Genomic DNA, 16,829 nt, shown 5'->3' with positions numbered 1-16,829 from the left:
GACCCGCCGCGACGGACTGGACGGGTTCGACGCCGGGCTCCCTCCATTTAGCCCATACGGAACCCGCGTGTCGCCGTCCAGAGCCGTCGCAACTTGTTACAAATCAGCGCATCCGGTTGAAAGAGGTCGCGGATTGCTACCGATCATCATCATTGAAGCATACCCAGGTATTAATAATTTAGTTTATTCTCTCCACAAAATTGGGGAGCGGAGATGGGCCTGGAATCCAAAGCCGCCGGCGCCGGTCGTTACGACACCGTCCGCCGCCTCCTGTTGCGCCTGGACCGGCGGACGCGCGCGACGCTGCTCACCCATCTCGGGAATGCGTCCGCGGCGGCCGACCGCCCGCCGTCGCCGATGCGGGCGATGCTCCTCCAGCTTTTGAAGAGCCGCCGCGAGGATCATGCGCGCCGCCTGTGGGAGCGCTGGCTTGAACCGGTGATGCTGCGCGACCCGGAGCTGCGCGGCGCCCCGGTGCCGCCGCCCGGCCTGATCCACGCCGGCGACCTCGGCGGATGGTGGACGGCGCTGTCCCGCCGCATGGGCGCGGCGCCGGACTCCATCCGCTCCTGCATCGAGGATCGGCTGACCGACGCCACGCTGGAGGAGGTGCTGGCCTCGGACGAGGCGGCGCGCTGGTCGGACTTCCTGCGCCTGCGGTCGCTGGCCATCCTGCAAGGCCTCCAGGGCGATCCCGGCGCGCTCGCCGCCTTCCTCGACGATGCCAACGAGGAACACCTGCGGTCGGCCTGCGGCACGGTTGCGCCGGACGAGGCGTCGCCCCTGCGGCGCCCGGCCCACCTGCAATCCGCCCACCCGCATTCCACCAGGAGGCTCGTCGCCGCCGACCTTAGGACGCTGACGACCGCCCTGCGGGTGGCGCCCGCTTGGCAGAGGCTCGCCGGCCCGGCCGCGGGCATGGAGGTGGAAGACCTGCTGGCGGGCGTGCGCGGCGTCCTGACCGGCGGTGGCATGCCGCCGGACGCGATGGCCCTGTACGCCGTGGCGGGGATGTACGCCCGCCACGACCCGCTGCTCGCCGCGGCGCTGCGCGCGTTGTTGCCGCTGCCCCTGGTGGATGCCGCCGTCGCGTGGATGGCCGGCAGCAGCAGCGGTGGCGCGGTTCCGCCCGCGCCGAACGGCGTGCCGCCCATGCGCGCCGACCAGGCGCGGGGCCTGGACCATGGGCTGCGCACGCTGTTCGACACGGCGCTGTCGTCGGGACGCCCCCTTTCGCCCATGGACGCCAAGCGGCTGGGCCGCGCGCTGGCCGGGGTCGTGGATGTCCACACCCCCCGGCACACCCCCGGGCACACGCCCCGCGGCGCGTCGTAAGGGGCATCGGCGCATGGCCGCCCTCGACGTTTTCGCCCTGTCCGTCCTTGCGCTCGGCCTTGGCGCGCTCGGCCTGTCGGTCGTCTATGAAGGCACACGGATCACCGCCGCGAGCGGCCGCACCGCGCTGACGCGGCGGCGGATCCAGGCGAAGGCCGACGAGTTGAAGGAGCTGAACGCCCGGATCGAGGACACGAAATCGCGCACCGACCTGCAGCAGGCCACGCTAGACCGGCTGATCGCCGACCGCGCCCGGCTGACGGGGATGATCCGGTCGCTGAAGGCGTCGAAGGTGGAGATGATCCACGAGTTGGGCGAGCTGGACGGCCCTGCCCTGCTCTTCGAGTGCGACCTGCGCACCGCGCCGGACTTCAACCGCCTCGACCAGCGCCGCATGGTGTTCGCCCGCGAGATCTGGGACCGCCGCAATATTGCCCATGTCTGGGCCGACACGCCCGACGCGGCGATGGCCGCCGTGCAGCGCGCCTTCAACCTGCGCTCCGGCCTGCTGCCCGGCCGCCTGCAACGCAGCGCCCCGGCGGCTGAGACGGCCGTGGAAACGGGAATGGAGATTGGGGCGGAGATGGGGGCGTGACGGCGGTCCTGATCTACATCGCGGTCCTGCTGATGATCGGCAGCGTCATCGTCAACCGCACCGGCGAGCGCCGCATCAAGGCCGCGCGCGGGCGGCTGTCGGCCGCGGACAAGGACCTGCGCGCGCTGAACCAGCAACTGCTGGACGACGCCGGCAAGCTCGACGCCGCGCAGCAGCAGCTGGCCGGGGTCGACGACCAGCTGCTGCAGGCGCAAACCATCGTCAACGCCCTGGAACGGCAGGTCGAGACGCTTCAGGAGGCGCCGGTCGAGCGCTACTACGTCTTCGCCCGGCTGGAGCCCCGGCCGGGCACCATTTGGGAAGTTCCTGTCCGCCGCGCGCCCGATGTGCTTCCCGGCGGTGCGGGGATGACCGCGGCATGGCGCGACGGCCGGACCTACCTGCTGGTCGCGACCACCGCGCGGGAGGCGCTGGAGCGTGCCTCCCAGCGCTTCCCGCGCGTCAGCGGGTTCGAGGTCGGCCCGGCCACGACCTGCCGGCTGTTCGACAGCGGGCGGGGCGCCGGCGCGGATGCGGCCCGCCGGCGCGCCTGACGGACCGGGAAAGCGCCTGGGCTGTGGGCCACGCAACAGCGGCGGTTTCGATCCGGCGGTAGCGTCGGGACATGTCCACCCCAGCCCCGGTCCACGCCATGCCCCGCCGTATCCCCGCCCGACCCGCAACGACCCTCATCCTCGTTTCCCAGGCTGAGCCGCCCCGCGACACGCGCCAGCCCGACCCCGCCAAGCCCCTGCCGCTGCACGACCGCAGCTGCCCGCGCCGCGAGATCGCCGTGCTGGGCGAGGTGGACAGCGGCTTCCACTGGGAATGGGCCTGAGGGAATGTGCCGGAGGGAATAGACTTGACCTCCACGGCCCGGTGCCCATATGCGAGGGCCTTCCCGTGAGGACGACCTCACCCCCGGTTGCCGCCCGTCGGCACGGGAAGCCCGGCGGGGACGACCCTGCCTCCATGGTTTCGGAGGTTCCCCCGTGGCCTGGGGCATCCTGTTCCTCGCCGGCCTGTTCGAGGTCGGCTGGGCCATCGGCCTGAAGCAGACCGATGGCTTTACCCGCCTTGTCCCGACGATCCTCACCCTGGGCGCGATGGTCGCCAGCCTCGGCCTGCTCGGGCTCGCGCTGAAAAGCCTGCCGCTCGGCACCGCCTACGCCGTGTGGACCGGCGTCGGCACTGTGGGCACGGTGATCCTGGGCATCCTACTCTACGGGGAGTCGGCGGACGCCGTCCGGCTGGGCTGCATCGCCCTGATCATGGCCGGGATCGTCGGCCTAAAGCTCGTCACTCCATAACCTCCGTCCGGTCGCGGGCCAGCGCCGCACGCGCGGCGTAACCGATCCCGCCAAGCACCGCCATCCCGGCCAGGAAGGCGAAGCCGCGCGCCGCCATGCCCGTGGTGGTCAGCGCGAGCCGATGCTCCTGGTCGCGGAAGCGGCCGTGCGTGCGGTGCAGGCGGCGCACCGGCTCAAACAGGTTGTCGGGGCGGCCGGGCCGTTCCGGCTCGTCCGTCTCCTGCCCCTCGAAGGCCATGGTCGCGACCTGGTGGTCGGCGAAGGCCGGCAGCGCGTGGGTGCCCAGGATCGCTTCCACCGTCGAGAAGCCCAGCCAGTGCTCCCGCTTCGGATTCTCCGCGGCGTGCACGATGGCCCGGCCGATGTCGTCGGGGTCGTAGATGGTGCCGACCGGCTTGGCCCGGCGCGGCATGTGGCTGCGCGCCCAGTCGAACTGCGGCGTGTTGACCGCGGGAAGCTGCACCATAGTCAGCTGCACGTTGCTGCCGTCGTGGATCAGCTCCGTGCGCAGGCTGTCGATGAAGCCGCGGATGGCGCTCTTGGCCCCGCAATAGGCGGCCTGAAGCGGGATGGAGCGGTAGGCCAACGCCGAGCCCACCTGGACGATCACCCCGCGGTCGCGGTTCTGCATGTGGTGCAGCGCCGCCATGGCACCATGGGCGGAGCCGAGGTAGGTCACCTCCGTCACGCGCCGCAGTTCCTCCGGCGACAGGTCGCGCACGCGCCCGAATACCGTGACCATGGCGTTGTTGACCCAGACCTCGATGGGTCCCAGCGTCCGCTCGACCGCGTCGGCGGCGGCGAACATCGCGTCGGCGTCGGCCACATCGGCGGGGATGACCAGCGCCCGCCCGCCGAGCCGTTCCACCTCCGCCCGCACCTCCTCCAGCGCCTCGGCCGAGCGGGCGATCAGGCCGAGCGAGGCGCCCCAATCGCGGGCGAAGGCCAGCGCGGTCGCCCGGCCGACCCCGGCGGACGCTCCGGTGACGACGACGACGGGGCGATGCTGGACCATGAGCGGGTCTCCCGGGTTGTGCAGCCTGTGCTGTGCCAACCCCCGGCCCGCCCTCTGGTTCCGTTTAGGGCGCTTCGCGGATTTCGAAGTCGTGGGTGATGGTCGCCATGGCACCCAGCATGATGGAGGCGGAGCAGTATTTCTCCGCCGACAGGGCGATGGCGCGCTCCACCTTGCCGGCGTCGAGGCCGCGGCCGGTGACGACGAAGTGCACGTGGATCTTGGTGAAGACCTTCGGATCGGTGTCGGCGCGCTCCGCCTCGATCTCCGCGACGCAGTCGGTGATGGTCTGGCGGCCCTTCTCCAGGATCATGACGACGTCGAAGCTGGTGCAGCCGCCCATGCCGATCAGCAGCATCTCCATGGGCCGGATGCCCAGGTTGCGCCCGCCCGCCTCCGGCGCGCCGTCCATCACCACGGCATGCCCGCTGCCGGACTCGCCGACGAACATCTTCCCGTCAACCCACGCAACGCGCGCCTTCATGGCGGTTCTCTCCTGGTTTTCGTCTTCTCCCTCTCCCGTCCCGGGACAGGGGATGGCTTCCTACTCTTCCAGCGGATGGCAGGGCTTGCAGGTGGTCGGCCAGGGTTCGCCCAGGTCTTCCACGAAGCAGGTCCAGTTGGCCGCGTCCAGCCGGATGCAGCCGCCGCCGGCGAAGTCCAGCACCACGCCGCCCTCCGCCGCCTCGATGGCGAGCAGCTCCAGGATCTGGCGGCGGTCCTTCAGGTCGATGTCCTTGACCTTCACGCCGGTCACCCCTTCGATCCGCACGCCGCAGTGGGTGCGCTCGAAGGGGACTAGGTCGTCGTCGTCCGCCGTCGGGCCGGGGCGCGGCTGGCCGGCGGTCTCCCACTTGAAGCGGTTGACCACCAGGACGAACCGCCCCTCCTCCGGCAGGAAGCACATGTCGCCGATGGGAACGATGGCGTCCTGGAGGCAGGCGGACACGACCTTCAGGTCGTCCTGGTCCTGGGCGCGCAGTCTGATCGGCGTCGGAGTCATGGGCTTCCTTTGTTCATGGCGCCGGGGTTGCGGCGGCGGGTTTCGGGCGTCAGTCGTCTTCCGCCCGGATGCGTTCAATGTCCGCGCCGCAGGCCGCCAGCTTCTCCTCCAGCCGCTCGTAGCCGCGGTCGAGGTGGTAGACGCGGTTGACCGTCGTCTCCCCCTCGGCCGCGAGACCGGCCAGGACCAGCGACACCGACGCGCGGAGATCCGTCGCCATAACGGGCGCGCCGGTCAAACGCTCCACACCCCGGACGAGGGCGGACGAACCGTGCACCGTGATGCGGGCTCCCATGCGGGTCAGCTCGGGCGCGTGCATGAACCGATTTTCAAATATGGTCTCGGTGATCATGCCTGCACCCCTGGCCGTGCACATCAGGGCCATCATCTGGGCCTGGAGGTCGGTCGGGAAGCCGGGGAAGGGCTCCGTCATCACGTCCACGCCGACCAGCTCGCCGTTGGCGCGCGAGACGCGGACGCCCTCCTGACCATCGACCTCGATGGGCGTGAACTCCACGCCGGCCGGGACCAGGGCGGTGACGGCCGCCTTGATCAGGTCCAGGCGGGTGTTCAGGATGTCCAGCGTGCCGCCGGTCATGGCCGCGGCCATGGCGTAGGTGCCGGTCTCGATGCGGTCGGGCACGACCATGTGGCGGGCGCCGTGCAGACGGTCCACGCCCTCGATCGTCAGGCGGTCGGTGCCGAGGCCGGTGATCTTGGCGCCCATGGCGACCAGGCATTCGGCGAGGTCGGTCACCTCCGGCTCGCGCGCGGCGTTGACCAGCACCGTCGTGCCGCGGGCCAGCGTGGCGGCCATCAGCAGGTTCTCGGTGGCGCCGACGGAGACCTTGGGGAAGACGTACTCCGCGCCGCGCAGACCGCCCTTGGGCGCCTTGGCGACGATGTAGCCGCCTTCGATGCGGATCTCCGCCCCCATGGCCTCCAGGCCCTTGATGTGCAGGTCCACCGGCCGCGCGCCGATGGCGCAGCCGCCGGGCAGCGACACCTTCGCCTCCCCGCAGCGGGCCAGCAGCGGGCCGAGCACCAGCACGCTCGCCCGCATCTTGCGGACGAGGTCGTAGGGGGCGGTCGTGTTGGTGACGTCGCGCGCGGTCAGATCAAGCTCGCGCCCCGCGCATTCCCCGCCGGCCCCGGCCAGGCGGATCCCCACGCCGTGCTGGAGCAGCAGGTTGCACAGCGTGTTGATGTCCGCGAGGATCGGCAGGTTGGTGAGCGTCAGCGTCTCGTCGGTGAGGAGCGCCGCCGTCATCAGCGGCAGGGCTGCGTTCTTCGCGCCCCCCACCGTGATGGAACCGTGCAGGGGCTTGCCGCCGCGGATGCGGATCTTGTCCATGGAGCTGTCTTGTCCGGTATGAAGCTGTGGTTGAGGCCGAAGCCCGGCTGGTTACAACCGGGGCAGCGTCACTCCCTTTTGGCCCATGTACTTGCCGGACTTGTCCGCATACGAGGTCTCGCAGACGCTGTCCCCCTTGAGGAACAGGAACTGGCAGAGGCCTTCGTTGGCGTACACCTTCGCCGGCAGGGGCGTCGTGTTTGAAATCTCCAGCGTGACGTGGCCTTCCCATTCGGGTTCCAGCGGCGTCACGTTGACGATCAGGCCGCAGCGCGCGTAGGTGCTCTTGCCCAGGCAAATCACCAGCACGTCGCGGGGAATGCGGAAATACTCCACCGTCCGGGCCAGCGCGAAGCTGTTCGGCGGGATGATGCAGACATCCACCTTGCGGTCGACGAAGCTGCTGTCGTCGAACTCCTTCGGGTCGACGATGGCGTTGTCCACGTTGGTGAAGATTTTGAATTCGTCGGCGACCCGCGCGTCGTACCCGTAGGAGGACAGCCCGTAGGAGATCACGCCCTGACGCTGCTGCTTCTCGACGAAGGGTTCGATCATGCCTTTGGTCTCGGCCATCTCGCGGATCCAGGTGTCCGGCATGATGCCCATCGTCGGGGTCTCCTCGGGTCTCTAAAGGGGGTTGAACCTACAAGGCGTTGTAGCGGAGCATGCGGGCATCCTCAAGGGAAGGAATTAGGGCTTTTTGCATGGAAGCCCCCACAAAACGACAAAATGCAAAAGGACAAAGTCGGATGATTGAAACCACCACCGCGGCTCCCGTCACGCTCTCGCTGGCCGACAAACTCGATCCGGCGGAGGTGAAGCACATCCATGGGGAGCTGCGCCGATTCAATGAACAGTTCACCAAACCATACGACCTGCGGGAGCTGAGCGTGACCGCGCGCGACCCTGACGGCACGCTTCTGGGCGGCCTGACCGGCTACACGAACTGGGAATGGCTGTATGTGGACTACCTGTGGGTCCATGAAAGCCAGCGCGGCACGGGCCTCGGTTCCCGCCTGATGGCTGCGGCCGAGGAGGAGGCGGTGCGCCGTGAATGCCGCTGGTCGCGGCTGTACACCTACGATTTCCAGGCGCCGGACTTTTACAAGAAGCTTGGGTACGAGGTGTGGGCCGAACTGGAGGGGTATCCGCCGGGGTACACGCAGATTTGGCTGAGGAAGGGGTTGGTGTAGCGGGAATTCACGCGTTGGACCCCCACCCTAACCCTCCCCCGCTGGGCGGGGGAGGGTTAGGGTGGGGGTCCAACGCGAGGACTTCAACCCTCGTCCTTCTCCCGCCCGCGCGCCTGTTCCTTGCGCTTGCGCAGGTTCTCGCGCAGGCGGGCGGCGAGGCGTTCCTGCTTGTCGTCCTTCTTTGGAGGAGCGGCGGGCTTCTTGATGTCGTTTTCGGTCGTGGTCATGCGGCGCTCGCGGCTAGCGGGGCGGCGGTGGGAGTTGGGGTGCTCCAACGCTGGTGCCAGGCCTGGAACATCAGGACGTTCCACAGCGGGTGCTGGTGGTTGCGGGTCCCGGCCAGATGCTCGGCCCAGCGGGCGCGGATCGGGGCTGGGTCGAAGAAGCCGTCGGCGCGCAGGCGGCGCTCGTCCAGCAAATCTTCGGCCCAGTCGCGCAGGGGGCCGCGCAGCCATGCGTCGATGGGCACGGCGAAGCCGGACTTCGGCCGCTCCACCAGCGCCCGCGGGACGTGGCGGTGCAGCACCTGCCGAAGCAGCCACTTGCCCTGCCCGTCCCGGATCTTCTGGGCCGGCGGCACGCGCCAGGCGAATTCCACCACCCGGTGGTCGAGCAGCGGCACGCGCGCTTCCAGCGACACGCCCATGCTGGCGCGGTCCACCTTGGCCAGGATGTCGTCGGGCATGTAGGTGACGCTGTCGAGATACTGCATGCGCTCGACGAAGTCCGGGATGGCTGCGGCCACCCGGTCGTCCCACAGCAGGCCGCGCGGTTCCCGCCCGCCGCGGACCAGCGCGTCGGGGTCGTCCCACTGGCTGACCAAGCGGCGATAGAGCGCGTCCGGGTCACCGGAGCCCAGCGCGCCGGCCAGCTTGTGCAGCTTGTCGCCGGGCTGGCGGATGCGGTTGGCGGCGGGCAGCAGCCCGAACAGACGGTCCCAACCCTGCGGCGTCACTGAACGGATCAGCCCAGCCGCCCCCTGGCGCAGCGCACCCGGCAGCGGAGCCACCCGGCGCCAGACGGCCGGCGCGCGGAGGTAGCGGTTGTAGCCGGCAAACAGCTCGTCCCCGCCGTCGCCCGACAGCGCCACGGTGACGGAGCGCCGCGTCATCTCCGACACCAGGACCGTCGGGATCTGGGAGCTGTCGGCGAAGGGCTCGTCGTACCAGTCCGGCAGCTTGGGGATGATGTCCAGCGCGTGGGCGGGCTCGACCCGCAGCTCCGTATGATCGGTGCCGAGATGGGCGGCGACGGCGCGGGCGTGGTCGGCCTCGTCGTAGTCGCCCTCGCCGAAGCCGATGGTGAAGCTGCGCACCGGCCGGTCGCTCTGCGCCTGCATCAGCGCGACCACCGTGGAGCTGTCGATGCCGCCGGACAGGAAGGCGCCGAGCGGCACGTCGGCCATCATCTGCCGGCCGACGGCGTCCTTCAGCAGCGATTCCAGCGCGTCGGTCGCCTCATGGTCGGACAGGGACAGGCGGTCGGCGATGCCGGCCCGCGCGGCGTCGGCGGCGTCCCAATAGGTGGTGCGCTCCGGCTCCCGCCCCGGCCGGATCGTCAGGATCGTGCCGGGCTCCAGCTTCGCGACGCCCTTGTAGATGCTGTGCGGCGCCGGGACGTAGCTGAAGCGCATGTAGGCGGCCAGCGCGTCGCGGTCGATCTCCGCCGCGAAGGCCGGGTGGGCGCGCAGGGCCTTTGGCTGGGAGCCGAACAGGAGGGTCCCGTTCATCCGCGCCCAGTAGAGCGGCTTCACGCCGAGATGGTCGCGGACCAGATACAGGACCCGGTCGCGCCGGTCCCACAGGGCGAAGGCGAAGATGCCGACGAGACGCCGGACCGTGCGCTCCACGCCCCAGGCGGCGCAGCCTTCCAGCAGCACCTCGGTGTCGGAATGGCCGCGAAAGCTGTGGCCGGCGGCCTCCAGTTCGGCGCGGAGGTCCTGGAAATTGTAGATTTCGCCGTTGTAGGCGATGATCCACCGGCCGTCCGCAGACTCCATCGGCTGGCGCCCGAGCGGCGACAGCTCGACGATGGCAAGGCGCCGGTGCCCGAAGGCGATGCCCGCCGCCTCGTCGGCCCAGACGCCGTCGCCGTCCGGGCCGCGGTGGGCGATGGTATCGGCCATGCGCTTTGCCACGGCCTCCAGGCCGGTCGCGTCATGACCGGCATAGGCCCGCTGTTCAGACAGGGCCAGGAAGCCACAGATGCCGCACACGGCGCGTCGCCTGTTGTTGTTAGTGGTCGGACCGGTGCAGGATGCTGTCGCGCAGGCCGGTGTCATAGGCCATGCCCTCGGCGGTGATGACCGCGCGGCCGGGCTCCTGCCGCAGCATCTTCTTGCGCTCCAGGATGGTCCAGACGGAGCCGTTGTTCAGGCCCGTCGCGTCGCTGCCGCTGACCACCGCGCTGCCCAGGTGGAAATGGTTGCCGTGGGCGTGCGGCAGGGCCGTGATGACGAACGCACCCTCCTCGCCTTCCGTCGGCATGTTCTCCAGGCGGGCGATTTCCTGAAGCAGAGTCAGCGTCTTGAGCTGAAGCGGGTTGAGGTTCGCAGGATTCTTCTTGGGCGGCATGGAGGTCCAGACTGGCAACGGTGAAAGATCGCGGCAGTAGATCGGGTGACCGCGGCCCCTGTCAAGCGGCCGGCGCCTTTTTGTGGACTGGCATCGCGGCGCGGCCTCGGGCATAAGACGGATGGACAGGCGGGCGCTTCCACTTGGCACTGCGAATGGAACGCGCGCGTCGTTTAAGGATGGTGGATATGACGATCGTGGTCACCGGCGCGGCCGGTTTCATCGGCTCGCACGTGGCGGCAGCCCTGCTGGAGCGCGGCGAGACGGTCCTGGGGCTCGACAACCTCAACGACTACTATTCGGTGGCGCTGAAGGAGGCGCGGCTGGCCCGCCTGCTGGCCAAGCCCGGCTTCCGCTTCGTCAAGGCCGACGTGTCCGACCGCGCGGCGGTCGAGGCGCTGGCCCCCGACTTCGCGGAGGCGACCGGCGTCGTGCATCTGGCCGCCCAAGCCGGCGTGCGCTATTCGCTTGAGAATCCCTACGCCTACATCGACGCCAACGTGACCGGCCAGGTCGCGATGCTGGAGGCGGCGCGGCACATGCCGAAGCTCAAGCACTTCGTCTACGCCTCCACCTCCTCCGTCTACGGCGCCAACAAGAAGATGCCCTTCTCGGTCGAAGACCGGGTGGATTCGCCGATGTCCATCTACGCCGCCACGAAGAAGGCCGCGGAGATGATGACCTACGCCTACTGCCATCTCTACAAGTTCCCGGCGACGGGAATGCGCTTCTTCACCGTCTACGGCCCTTGGGGCCGGCCGGACATGGCCGCCTACCTGTTCGCCGACGCCATCATGGCGGGCCGGCCAATCCGCGTCTTCAACGAAGGGCGGATGAAGCGCGACTTCACCTTCGTGGAGGACATCGCGGCCGGCGTGCTGGCGGCGCTGGACCGGCCGGCCAAGCCGGACGTGAACGGCGCGCCGCACGCGGTCTACAACCTCGGCAACAACCGGACCGAGGACCTGATGCGCTTCATCGGCATCATCGAGGAGTCGCTGGGCCGCAAGGCGGTCAAGCAGATGGAACCGATCCAGGCCGGCGACGTGCCGGAGACCACCGCCGACATCGAAGCGAGCCGCCGCGACCTGGGCTACGAGCCGACCACGCCCATCGACGTCGGCCTGCCGCGCTTCATCGCCTGGTACAAGAGCTATCACGGCCTTGCCTGAGAACCGGATCGTGGCTGCCGCAAAACCCAAGCTGATCTACCTGGTCACCGAGGACTGGTATTTCTGGTCCCATCGGCTGCCCATGGCCCGCGCGGCGCGCGACGCCGGCTTCGAGATTGCCGTCGCCACCCGCGTCGACAAGCACGCGGACCGCATCGCGGCCGAAGGCTTCCGCGTCCTGCCCCTGTCCTGGAGCCGGCGCAGCATCAACCCGGCCGGCACCCTGTCCGCTGTGGCGGAGATCGCCGCGATGTACCGGCGGGAGGCGCCGGACATCGTGCACCACGTCGCCATGAAGCCGGTGCTGCTGGGCGGGCTCGCCGCCGGGCTGGCCAGCGTGCCGGCGGTGGTGAACGCGCTGACGGGCCTCGGCTCCGCCTTCCTGGGCACGGGCGGGCTGAAGTCCCGCGTGGCAGGGGCGGTGGCGCGGCCGTTGCTGCGCACGGTGCTGAAGCGGCCGAACAGCGTGACCGTGTTGCAAAACGAGGACGACCGCAAGATGCTGGTCGCCGCCGGCCTGCTGCCCGACGAGCGGGCGCGCATCATCCGCGGCTCCGGCGTCGACACCGTGCATTATCAGGTGCTGCCCGAGCCACCGGTCCCGCCGGTGACCGTCGGCTGCGTCGCCCGGCTGCTCGCCGACAAGGGCGTCGGCCCGCTGGTCGAGGCGCAGCAGCGGCTGCGGGCCAAGGGGCTGGACGTGAACCTGATCCTGGCCGGGACGCCCGACCCGGAGAACCCGACCTCGGTCACGCAGGCCGAATTGGACCGTTGGTCCGCCCTGCCCGGCGTCGAACTGCCCGGCCACATCACGGACGTGCGGGAGGTCTGGGCGCGCTGCCACATCGCCGTGCTCGCCTCGCGCCGCGAGGGCCTGCCGAAGAGCCTGCTGGAGGCCGCCGCCTGCGGGCGCGCCATCGTCGCGACCGACGTGCCGGGCTGCCGCGAGGTCGCCCACGCCGGGGAGAACGCGCTGCTGGTGCCGCCCGACGACCCGGCGGCGCTGGCCGACGCGCTGGAGGTGCTGGTGCGCGACGCCGCCATGCGGGCGCGCTTCGGGGCGGCCAGCCGGCGGCTGGTCGAATCCGACATGGCGTCGGACCGCGTGGGCGCGAAGACGGTGGAGCTGTACCGGCGCCTGATGGGCGCGGCCTTCCCGATGGTCAACCCGGTCGCCGAGGCGTCATGAGCAGTGGCATTACGAGCGATCTGCTGGCCATTCTCGGCACCTTTGCCGCTTCCTGGCTGCTGACCGGCCGGGTCCTGGCCTATCTGCGGCGGCGCGCAATCCTGGACCATCCCAACGACCGGTCCAGCCATTCCATTCCGACACCGCGCGGCGGCGGCTGGGGCGTGATGCTGACGCTGCTGCTGGCCTGGGCGCTGGTCGCGCTGACCACCGATGGCGGCCTGCGGGTCCTGCCGATCCTGATCGGTGCGGCGGCGCTGATGGCGGTGTCCTGGATGGACGACCGGCGCGGGCTGGGCCCGGCGCCGCGCTTTCTGGCGCAGATCGCCGCGGTGGCCGCGGGGCTGACCGCCCTGCCCGCCGACGGGCTGGTGTTCCAGGGGCTGCTACCGCTGTGGGCCGACCGGCTGGTCGCGGCGGTGGGCTGGCTGTGGTTCGTCAACCTCTTCAACTTCATGGACGGCATCGACGGGCTGGCCGGCAGCGAGGCCGCGGCCATCGGCGCCGGATTGGCGCTGGTCGTGGCGGTGGGCGGGCTCGACCCTGCCTACGGACTGTATGGGCTGGCGGCGGCGGGAGCGGCGATGGGTTTCCTGGTGTGGAACTGGCATCCGGCCAAGCTCTTCATGGGCGACGTCGGCAGCGTGCCGCTGGGCTTTACGCTCGGCTGGCTGTTGCTGGCCGTGGCGGCGTCGGGCCTGTGGGCCGCGGCGCTGCTGGTGCCGGCCTATTTCCTGGCCGACGCGACCTTCACGCTGCTGCGGCGGCTGGCGGAGGGCAAGAAGGTCTGGCAGGCGCACCGCGAGCATTTCTACCAGAAGGCCACGCAGCGCGGGCGCAGTCACGCCCAGGTCGTGCGGCTGGTGCTGGCGCTGAACGTGGCGCTGCTGGCGCTGGCGGTCGTGTCGGTGCTGCTGGGTGCTGCGAGCGGCTGGACGGTGCTTCCGGCGGGGGCGGCAGCGATCGTGCTGCTGCTGGCCCTGCTGGCGCGCCCTGTGCGGGCGGCTGCCTGATGCGGATCCTCGTCACGGGAGCCACGGGCTTCGTCGCGCGGACGCTGATCCCGCTGCTGCTGGACCGCGGCCACAGCGTCCGCGCCGTGGTGCGCAATCCCGGCACCGTCGTGCCACGCGTCGACGATGTCGTCGCGGTTGGGGAGATCGGCCCGATGACCGCCTGGGGCGCCGCGCTGGAGGGGATGGACGCCGTCGTGCATCTGGCCGCCCGCGTCCACGTCATGCGCGACACGGCCACCGACCCGCTGGCTGCCTTCCGCAAGGTGAACACCGCGGGCACGCGCGTGCTGGCCGAGGCGGCGGCGGTCGCTGGAGTGAAGCGCCTCGTCTACCTCAGCAGCGTCAAGGCGCTGGCCGACGAGAGCCGGCCGGAGCCGCTGAGCGAGGAGACCATGCCCGACCCGCATTCCCCCTACGGCATCTCCAAGCTGGAGGCGGAGCGCGCCCTGGCCGAGATCTCCACCCGCACCGGGCTGGAGGTGGTGGTGATCCGCCCGCCGCTGGTCTATGGCCCCGGCGTCGGCGGCAACTTCCGCAAGTTGATCCAGGCGGTCAACCTGGGCATCCCTCTGCCGCTGGGCGCGCTGGAGAACCGGCGCAGCCTGATCTTCGTCGGCAACCTCGCCGACGCGATCCTGGAATGCTTGACCAACACGCAGGCCGCGGGCGGGCGCTTCCTGGTCCACGACGGCCGGCCGATGTCCACGCCGGAGCTGGTCCGCGCCATCGCCGACGCGCTGGGCAAGCCCGCAAGGCTGCTGCCCATCCCGCCGTCCTGGCTGGAGCGCGGTGCACGGCTGGCGCGCAAAGACGCGGTGCTGGACCGCATCGCCGGCACGCTGGTCGTCGACGACGGCGCCATCCGGCGCGCGCTGAACTGGCGGCCGCCCTATTACCCGGCGTACGGCTTGCGCCTGACCGCCGAATGGTTCAAAGCTTTGCGCGGCTGACCGGCTAACATTCCGGCGGTTTCCTCGCCGCCGTTCAGCGTACGACAGTCAAGGTTTCGAGAATGCGCATTCCGTCCCCGCGGGCGTTGATGATCTACCTGCACGATCTGGTCATGACCGCCATCGCCCTGGTGGTGGCCTTGTACCTGCGCGTCGGCGGGCTGGCGTTCGATTATTACAGCGACGCGCTGATCAACGGATTGCCGATCCTGGTGCTGATCGCCGCCGTGGTGTTCCGCCTGTCCGGCCTGTACCGGGGCATCTGGCGCTATGCCTCCGTTCCCGACCTGCTGCAGCTGATCCGCGCCGTGTCGGTGGTGGTGCTGAGCTTCCTGGCGGTCATGTTCCTGCTGACCCGGCTGGAGGCGCTGCCGCGCTCCCTCCCGGTGATCCTGTGGTTCGTGCAGATCGTGCTGCTGGGCGGTCCGCGCTTCGCCTACCGGCTGCTGAAAGACCGCCGGCTGGGCCTGCGCGACCATGTGGCGGGCGTGCCGCGCATCCCCGTGCTGCTGCTGGGCGTCGGCGACGCGGCGGAGCTGTTCATCCGCTCGCTCGACCAGAACGCCGGTGCGGCCTACCGCGTCGTCGGCATGCTGGACGACAAGGGCCGGCGCGTCGGCCACGCCGTGCGCGGGGTGCCGGTGCTGGGCGGGCCCGACGACCTGCCCCGCGTGGTGGATGATCTGGACCGGCGCGGCGACCGTCCGCAGCGGCTGATCGTCACCAAGGGCCAGACCGAGATTTCCGGCGCCGTGCTGCGCGAACTGCTGGACCAAGCCGAGTCCCTGGGCCTCGCCCTGTCGCGCCTGCCGAGCCTAACCGAGTTCAAGTCGGCGCTGGGCGAGGGCAAGATCGAGGTGCGCCCGATCGCGTTGGAGGATTTGCTCGGCCGCCCCCAGGCGGTGCTGGACCGCGGCGCCATTGCCAGCCTCGTCACCGGCCGCCGGGTGGTGGTCACCGGGGCCGGCGGCACCATCGGCAGCGAGCTGGTGCGGCAGATCGCCGCGCTTCAGCCGGAGTCGCTGATCCTCGTCGATGCCGGCGAATTCAACCTCTACGCCATCGAGATGGAGGTGCGGGAGCGCTTCCCCAGCCTGGACCTGCACGCGGTGATCGCCGACGTGCGCGACCGCGACCGCATTTTCCGCCTGTTCCAGGCGCGGCGCCCGGCCATGGTGTTCCACGCCGCCGCGTTGAAGCACGTCCCGCTGGTGGAGGCCAACCCGTGCGAGGGCGCGCTGACCAACGTGATCGGCACGCGCAACGTGGCCGACGCGGCGCGGGCGAGCGGCTGCCAGGCGATGGTGCTGATCTCCACCGACAAGGCGATCCGCCCCACCAGCATCATGGGCGCCACCAAGCGCTTCGCCGAATGCTATTGCCAAGCGCTGGACGTCCTGCCGCCGCGTGATGGAACGGAGACGGCAACCCGCTACATGACCGTGCGCTTCGGCAACGTGCTGGGGTCGAGCGGGTCGGTGGTGCCGCTGTTCACCCGCCAGCTCGCCAAGGGCGGCCCGCTGACCGTCACGCACCCGGACATGCGCCGTTATTTCATGACGGTGCGCGAGGCGGTGGAGCTGGTGCTCCAGGCCTCCGCCCACGGCGTGGCGCGCGGCCAGGACCGCGGCAAGCTGCTGGTGCTGGACATGGGCGAGCCGGTCAAGATCGTGGACCTCGCCCGCCAGATGATCCGGCTGGCCGGCTATCGGCCGGGCGTGGACATCCGCATCGAGTTCACCGGCCTGCGCCCCGGCGAGAAGCTGTTCGAGGAAATCCTGACCGCGGCCGAGGCGCCGACGCGCACGGAGGCCGACGGCGTCTTCCTCGCGTCCCCCCGCGTGATCGACTACGCGCTGATCAACCGGGCGCTGGGCGAGCTGGAAACGGCCGCGCGCAGTGGGGACGCCGAGCGGGTGCTGACCATCCTGTCCAACATCGTGCCCGACTTCCGCGCCGAGGCGGTGCTGCCGCCGGTCGGTGACACCCCCACGGCCGCCAACGCGGCCACCCAGAATCCGGCCGGGGCGAAGGCCTGAAGGAAGGCCTGATTTTTTCTCACGCCGCGGGTTCATCGCCGCTTGCATCGGCCGGAAGGCTGTGGCATAACCCGCGCCACTTCGA

At 70.2% G+C, this 16,829-nt stretch carries 19 protein-coding genes; 11 read left to right on the top strand and 8 right to left on the bottom strand.

What is annotated here, in order from left to right; translation table 11 throughout:
* The first annotated feature begins 213 nt into the window (after positions 1–213).
* The 5 genes from M2351_RS05725 to sugE all read left to right on the top strand — a co-directional run bounded on the left by M2351_RS05725 (position 214) and on the right by sugE (position 3,240).
* Complete coding sequence (locus tag M2351_RS05725) at positions 214–1,335, top strand: hypothetical protein (RefSeq protein WP_264655162.1); 1,122 nt, start codon at positions 214–216, stop codon at positions 1,333–1,335.
* 13 nt (positions 1,336–1,348) lie between these two features.
* A complete protein-coding gene (locus M2351_RS05720; protein WP_264655161.1) occupies positions 1,349–1,930 on the top strand; it encodes a hypothetical protein in 582 nt (193 codons plus the stop codon).
* Positions 1,927–2,484 carry a hypothetical protein gene (locus M2351_RS05715; RefSeq protein WP_264655160.1) on the top strand — a complete coding sequence of 186 codons (558 nt, stop codon included), beginning with the start codon at positions 1,927–1,929 and terminating at the stop codon, positions 2,482–2,484. The genes M2351_RS05720 and M2351_RS05715 overlap by 4 nt, the downstream gene beginning before the upstream one ends.
* A gap of 71 nt (positions 2,485–2,555) precedes the next feature.
* Positions 2,556–2,768 (top strand): hypothetical protein, encoded by a 213-nt coding sequence (locus M2351_RS05710; RefSeq protein WP_264655159.1) that lies wholly within the window; start codon positions 2,556–2,558, stop codon positions 2,766–2,768.
* A 154-nt stretch (positions 2,769–2,922) separates the two neighbouring features.
* The gene (sugE, locus tag M2351_RS05705; protein WP_264655158.1) at positions 2,923–3,240 is read left to right on the top strand and encodes a quaternary ammonium compound efflux SMR transporter SugE; all 318 of its coding nucleotides are present in this window, start codon (positions 2,923–2,925) and stop codon (positions 3,238–3,240) included.
* Here the strand turns inward: sugE and M2351_RS05700 are convergent.
* The 5 genes from M2351_RS05700 to dcd all read right to left on the bottom strand — a co-directional run bounded on the left by M2351_RS05700 (position 3,230) and on the right by dcd (position 7,218).
* On the bottom strand, positions 3,230–4,255 hold the full coding sequence (locus M2351_RS05700) for an SDR family oxidoreductase (protein ID WP_264655157.1): 1,026 nt from the start codon (positions 4,253–4,255) through the stop codon (positions 3,230–3,232). The genes sugE and M2351_RS05700 overlap by 11 nt on opposite strands.
* A gap of 64 nt (positions 4,256–4,319) precedes the next feature.
* Positions 4,320–4,739 (bottom strand): OsmC family protein, encoded by a 420-nt coding sequence (locus M2351_RS05695; RefSeq protein ID WP_264655156.1) that lies wholly within the window; start codon positions 4,737–4,739, stop codon positions 4,320–4,322.
* A gap of 60 nt (positions 4,740–4,799) precedes the next feature.
* The gene (locus M2351_RS05690) at positions 4,800–5,258 is read right to left on the bottom strand and encodes a DUF2948 family protein (RefSeq protein WP_264655155.1); all 459 of its coding nucleotides are present in this window, start codon (positions 5,256–5,258) and stop codon (positions 4,800–4,802) included.
* 49 nt (positions 5,259–5,307) lie between these two features.
* A complete protein-coding gene (gene murA / locus M2351_RS05685) occupies positions 5,308–6,612 on the bottom strand; it encodes a UDP-N-acetylglucosamine 1-carboxyvinyltransferase (RefSeq protein WP_264655154.1) in 1,305 nt (434 codons plus the stop codon).
* A gap of 51 nt (positions 6,613–6,663) precedes the next feature.
* Positions 6,664–7,218: a dCTP deaminase gene (gene dcd, locus M2351_RS05680; RefSeq protein ID WP_209765588.1), complete on the bottom strand. Its 555-nt coding sequence runs from the start codon at positions 7,216–7,218 to the stop codon at positions 6,664–6,666.
* 143 nt (positions 7,219–7,361) lie between these two features.
* On the opposite strand from dcd, the gene M2351_RS05675 reads away from it, so the two are divergent.
* Positions 7,362–7,805, top strand: coding sequence for a GNAT family N-acetyltransferase (locus tag M2351_RS05675; RefSeq protein WP_264655153.1), 444 nt, complete (start codon positions 7,362–7,364; stop codon positions 7,803–7,805).
* An 83-nt stretch (positions 7,806–7,888) separates the two neighbouring features.
* Here M2351_RS05675 and M2351_RS05670 read toward each other — a convergent pair whose 3' ends face one another.
* From M2351_RS05670 to M2351_RS05660, 3 genes are read right to left on the bottom strand one after another with little or no spacing between them, the layout of a single operon-like run.
* Positions 7,889–8,032: a hypothetical protein gene (locus M2351_RS05670; protein ID WP_264655152.1), complete on the bottom strand. Its 144-nt coding sequence runs from the start codon at positions 8,030–8,032 to the stop codon at positions 7,889–7,891.
* Positions 8,029–10,020, bottom strand: coding sequence for an asparagine synthase (glutamine-hydrolyzing) (gene asnB, locus M2351_RS05665; RefSeq protein ID WP_264655151.1), 1,992 nt, complete (start codon positions 10,018–10,020; stop codon positions 8,029–8,031). The genes M2351_RS05670 and asnB overlap by 4 nt, the downstream gene beginning before the upstream one ends.
* A 19-nt stretch (positions 10,021–10,039) precedes the next feature.
* Positions 10,040–10,378: a hypothetical protein gene (locus tag M2351_RS05660; RefSeq protein WP_264655150.1), complete on the bottom strand. Its 339-nt coding sequence runs from the start codon at positions 10,376–10,378 to the stop codon at positions 10,040–10,042.
* A gap of 188 nt (positions 10,379–10,566) precedes the next feature.
* Between M2351_RS05660 and M2351_RS05655 the strand changes: the two genes are divergently transcribed.
* The 5 genes from M2351_RS05655 to M2351_RS05635 all read left to right on the top strand — a co-directional run bounded on the left by M2351_RS05655 (position 10,567) and on the right by M2351_RS05635 (position 16,744).
* Positions 10,567–11,550, top strand: coding sequence for an SDR family NAD(P)-dependent oxidoreductase (locus M2351_RS05655; RefSeq protein ID WP_264655149.1), 984 nt, complete (start codon positions 10,567–10,569; stop codon positions 11,548–11,550).
* Between the two features lie 10 nt (positions 11,551–11,560).
* Positions 11,561–12,739 (top strand): glycosyltransferase family 4 protein, encoded by a 1,179-nt coding sequence (locus M2351_RS05650; protein WP_264655148.1) that lies wholly within the window; start codon positions 11,561–11,563, stop codon positions 12,737–12,739.
* Positions 12,736–13,752 carry an MraY family glycosyltransferase gene (locus M2351_RS05645; RefSeq protein ID WP_264655147.1) on the top strand — a complete coding sequence of 339 codons (1,017 nt, stop codon included), beginning with the start codon at positions 12,736–12,738 and terminating at the stop codon, positions 13,750–13,752. The genes M2351_RS05650 and M2351_RS05645 overlap by 4 nt, the downstream gene beginning before the upstream one ends.
* A complete protein-coding gene (locus M2351_RS05640; protein WP_264655146.1) occupies positions 13,752–14,705 on the top strand; it encodes a UDP-glucose 4-epimerase family protein in 954 nt (317 codons plus the stop codon). Before M2351_RS05645 ends, M2351_RS05640 begins: the two co-directional genes overlap by 1 nt.
* A 62-nt stretch (positions 14,706–14,767) precedes the next feature.
* Positions 14,768–16,744, top strand: coding sequence for a polysaccharide biosynthesis protein (locus tag M2351_RS05635; protein WP_264655145.1), 1,977 nt, complete (start codon positions 14,768–14,770; stop codon positions 16,742–16,744).
* The last annotated feature ends 85 nt before the right edge of the window (positions 16,745–16,829 follow it).

The organism is Azospirillum canadense, from assembly GCF_025961225.1.
GTDB classification, from domain to species: domain Bacteria; phylum Pseudomonadota; class Alphaproteobacteria; order Azospirillales; family Azospirillaceae; genus Azospirillum; species Azospirillum canadense.
The sequence above is the reverse complement of the archived record's forward strand: the minus strand, read 5'-3'. Positions and strand labels throughout refer to the sequence as shown.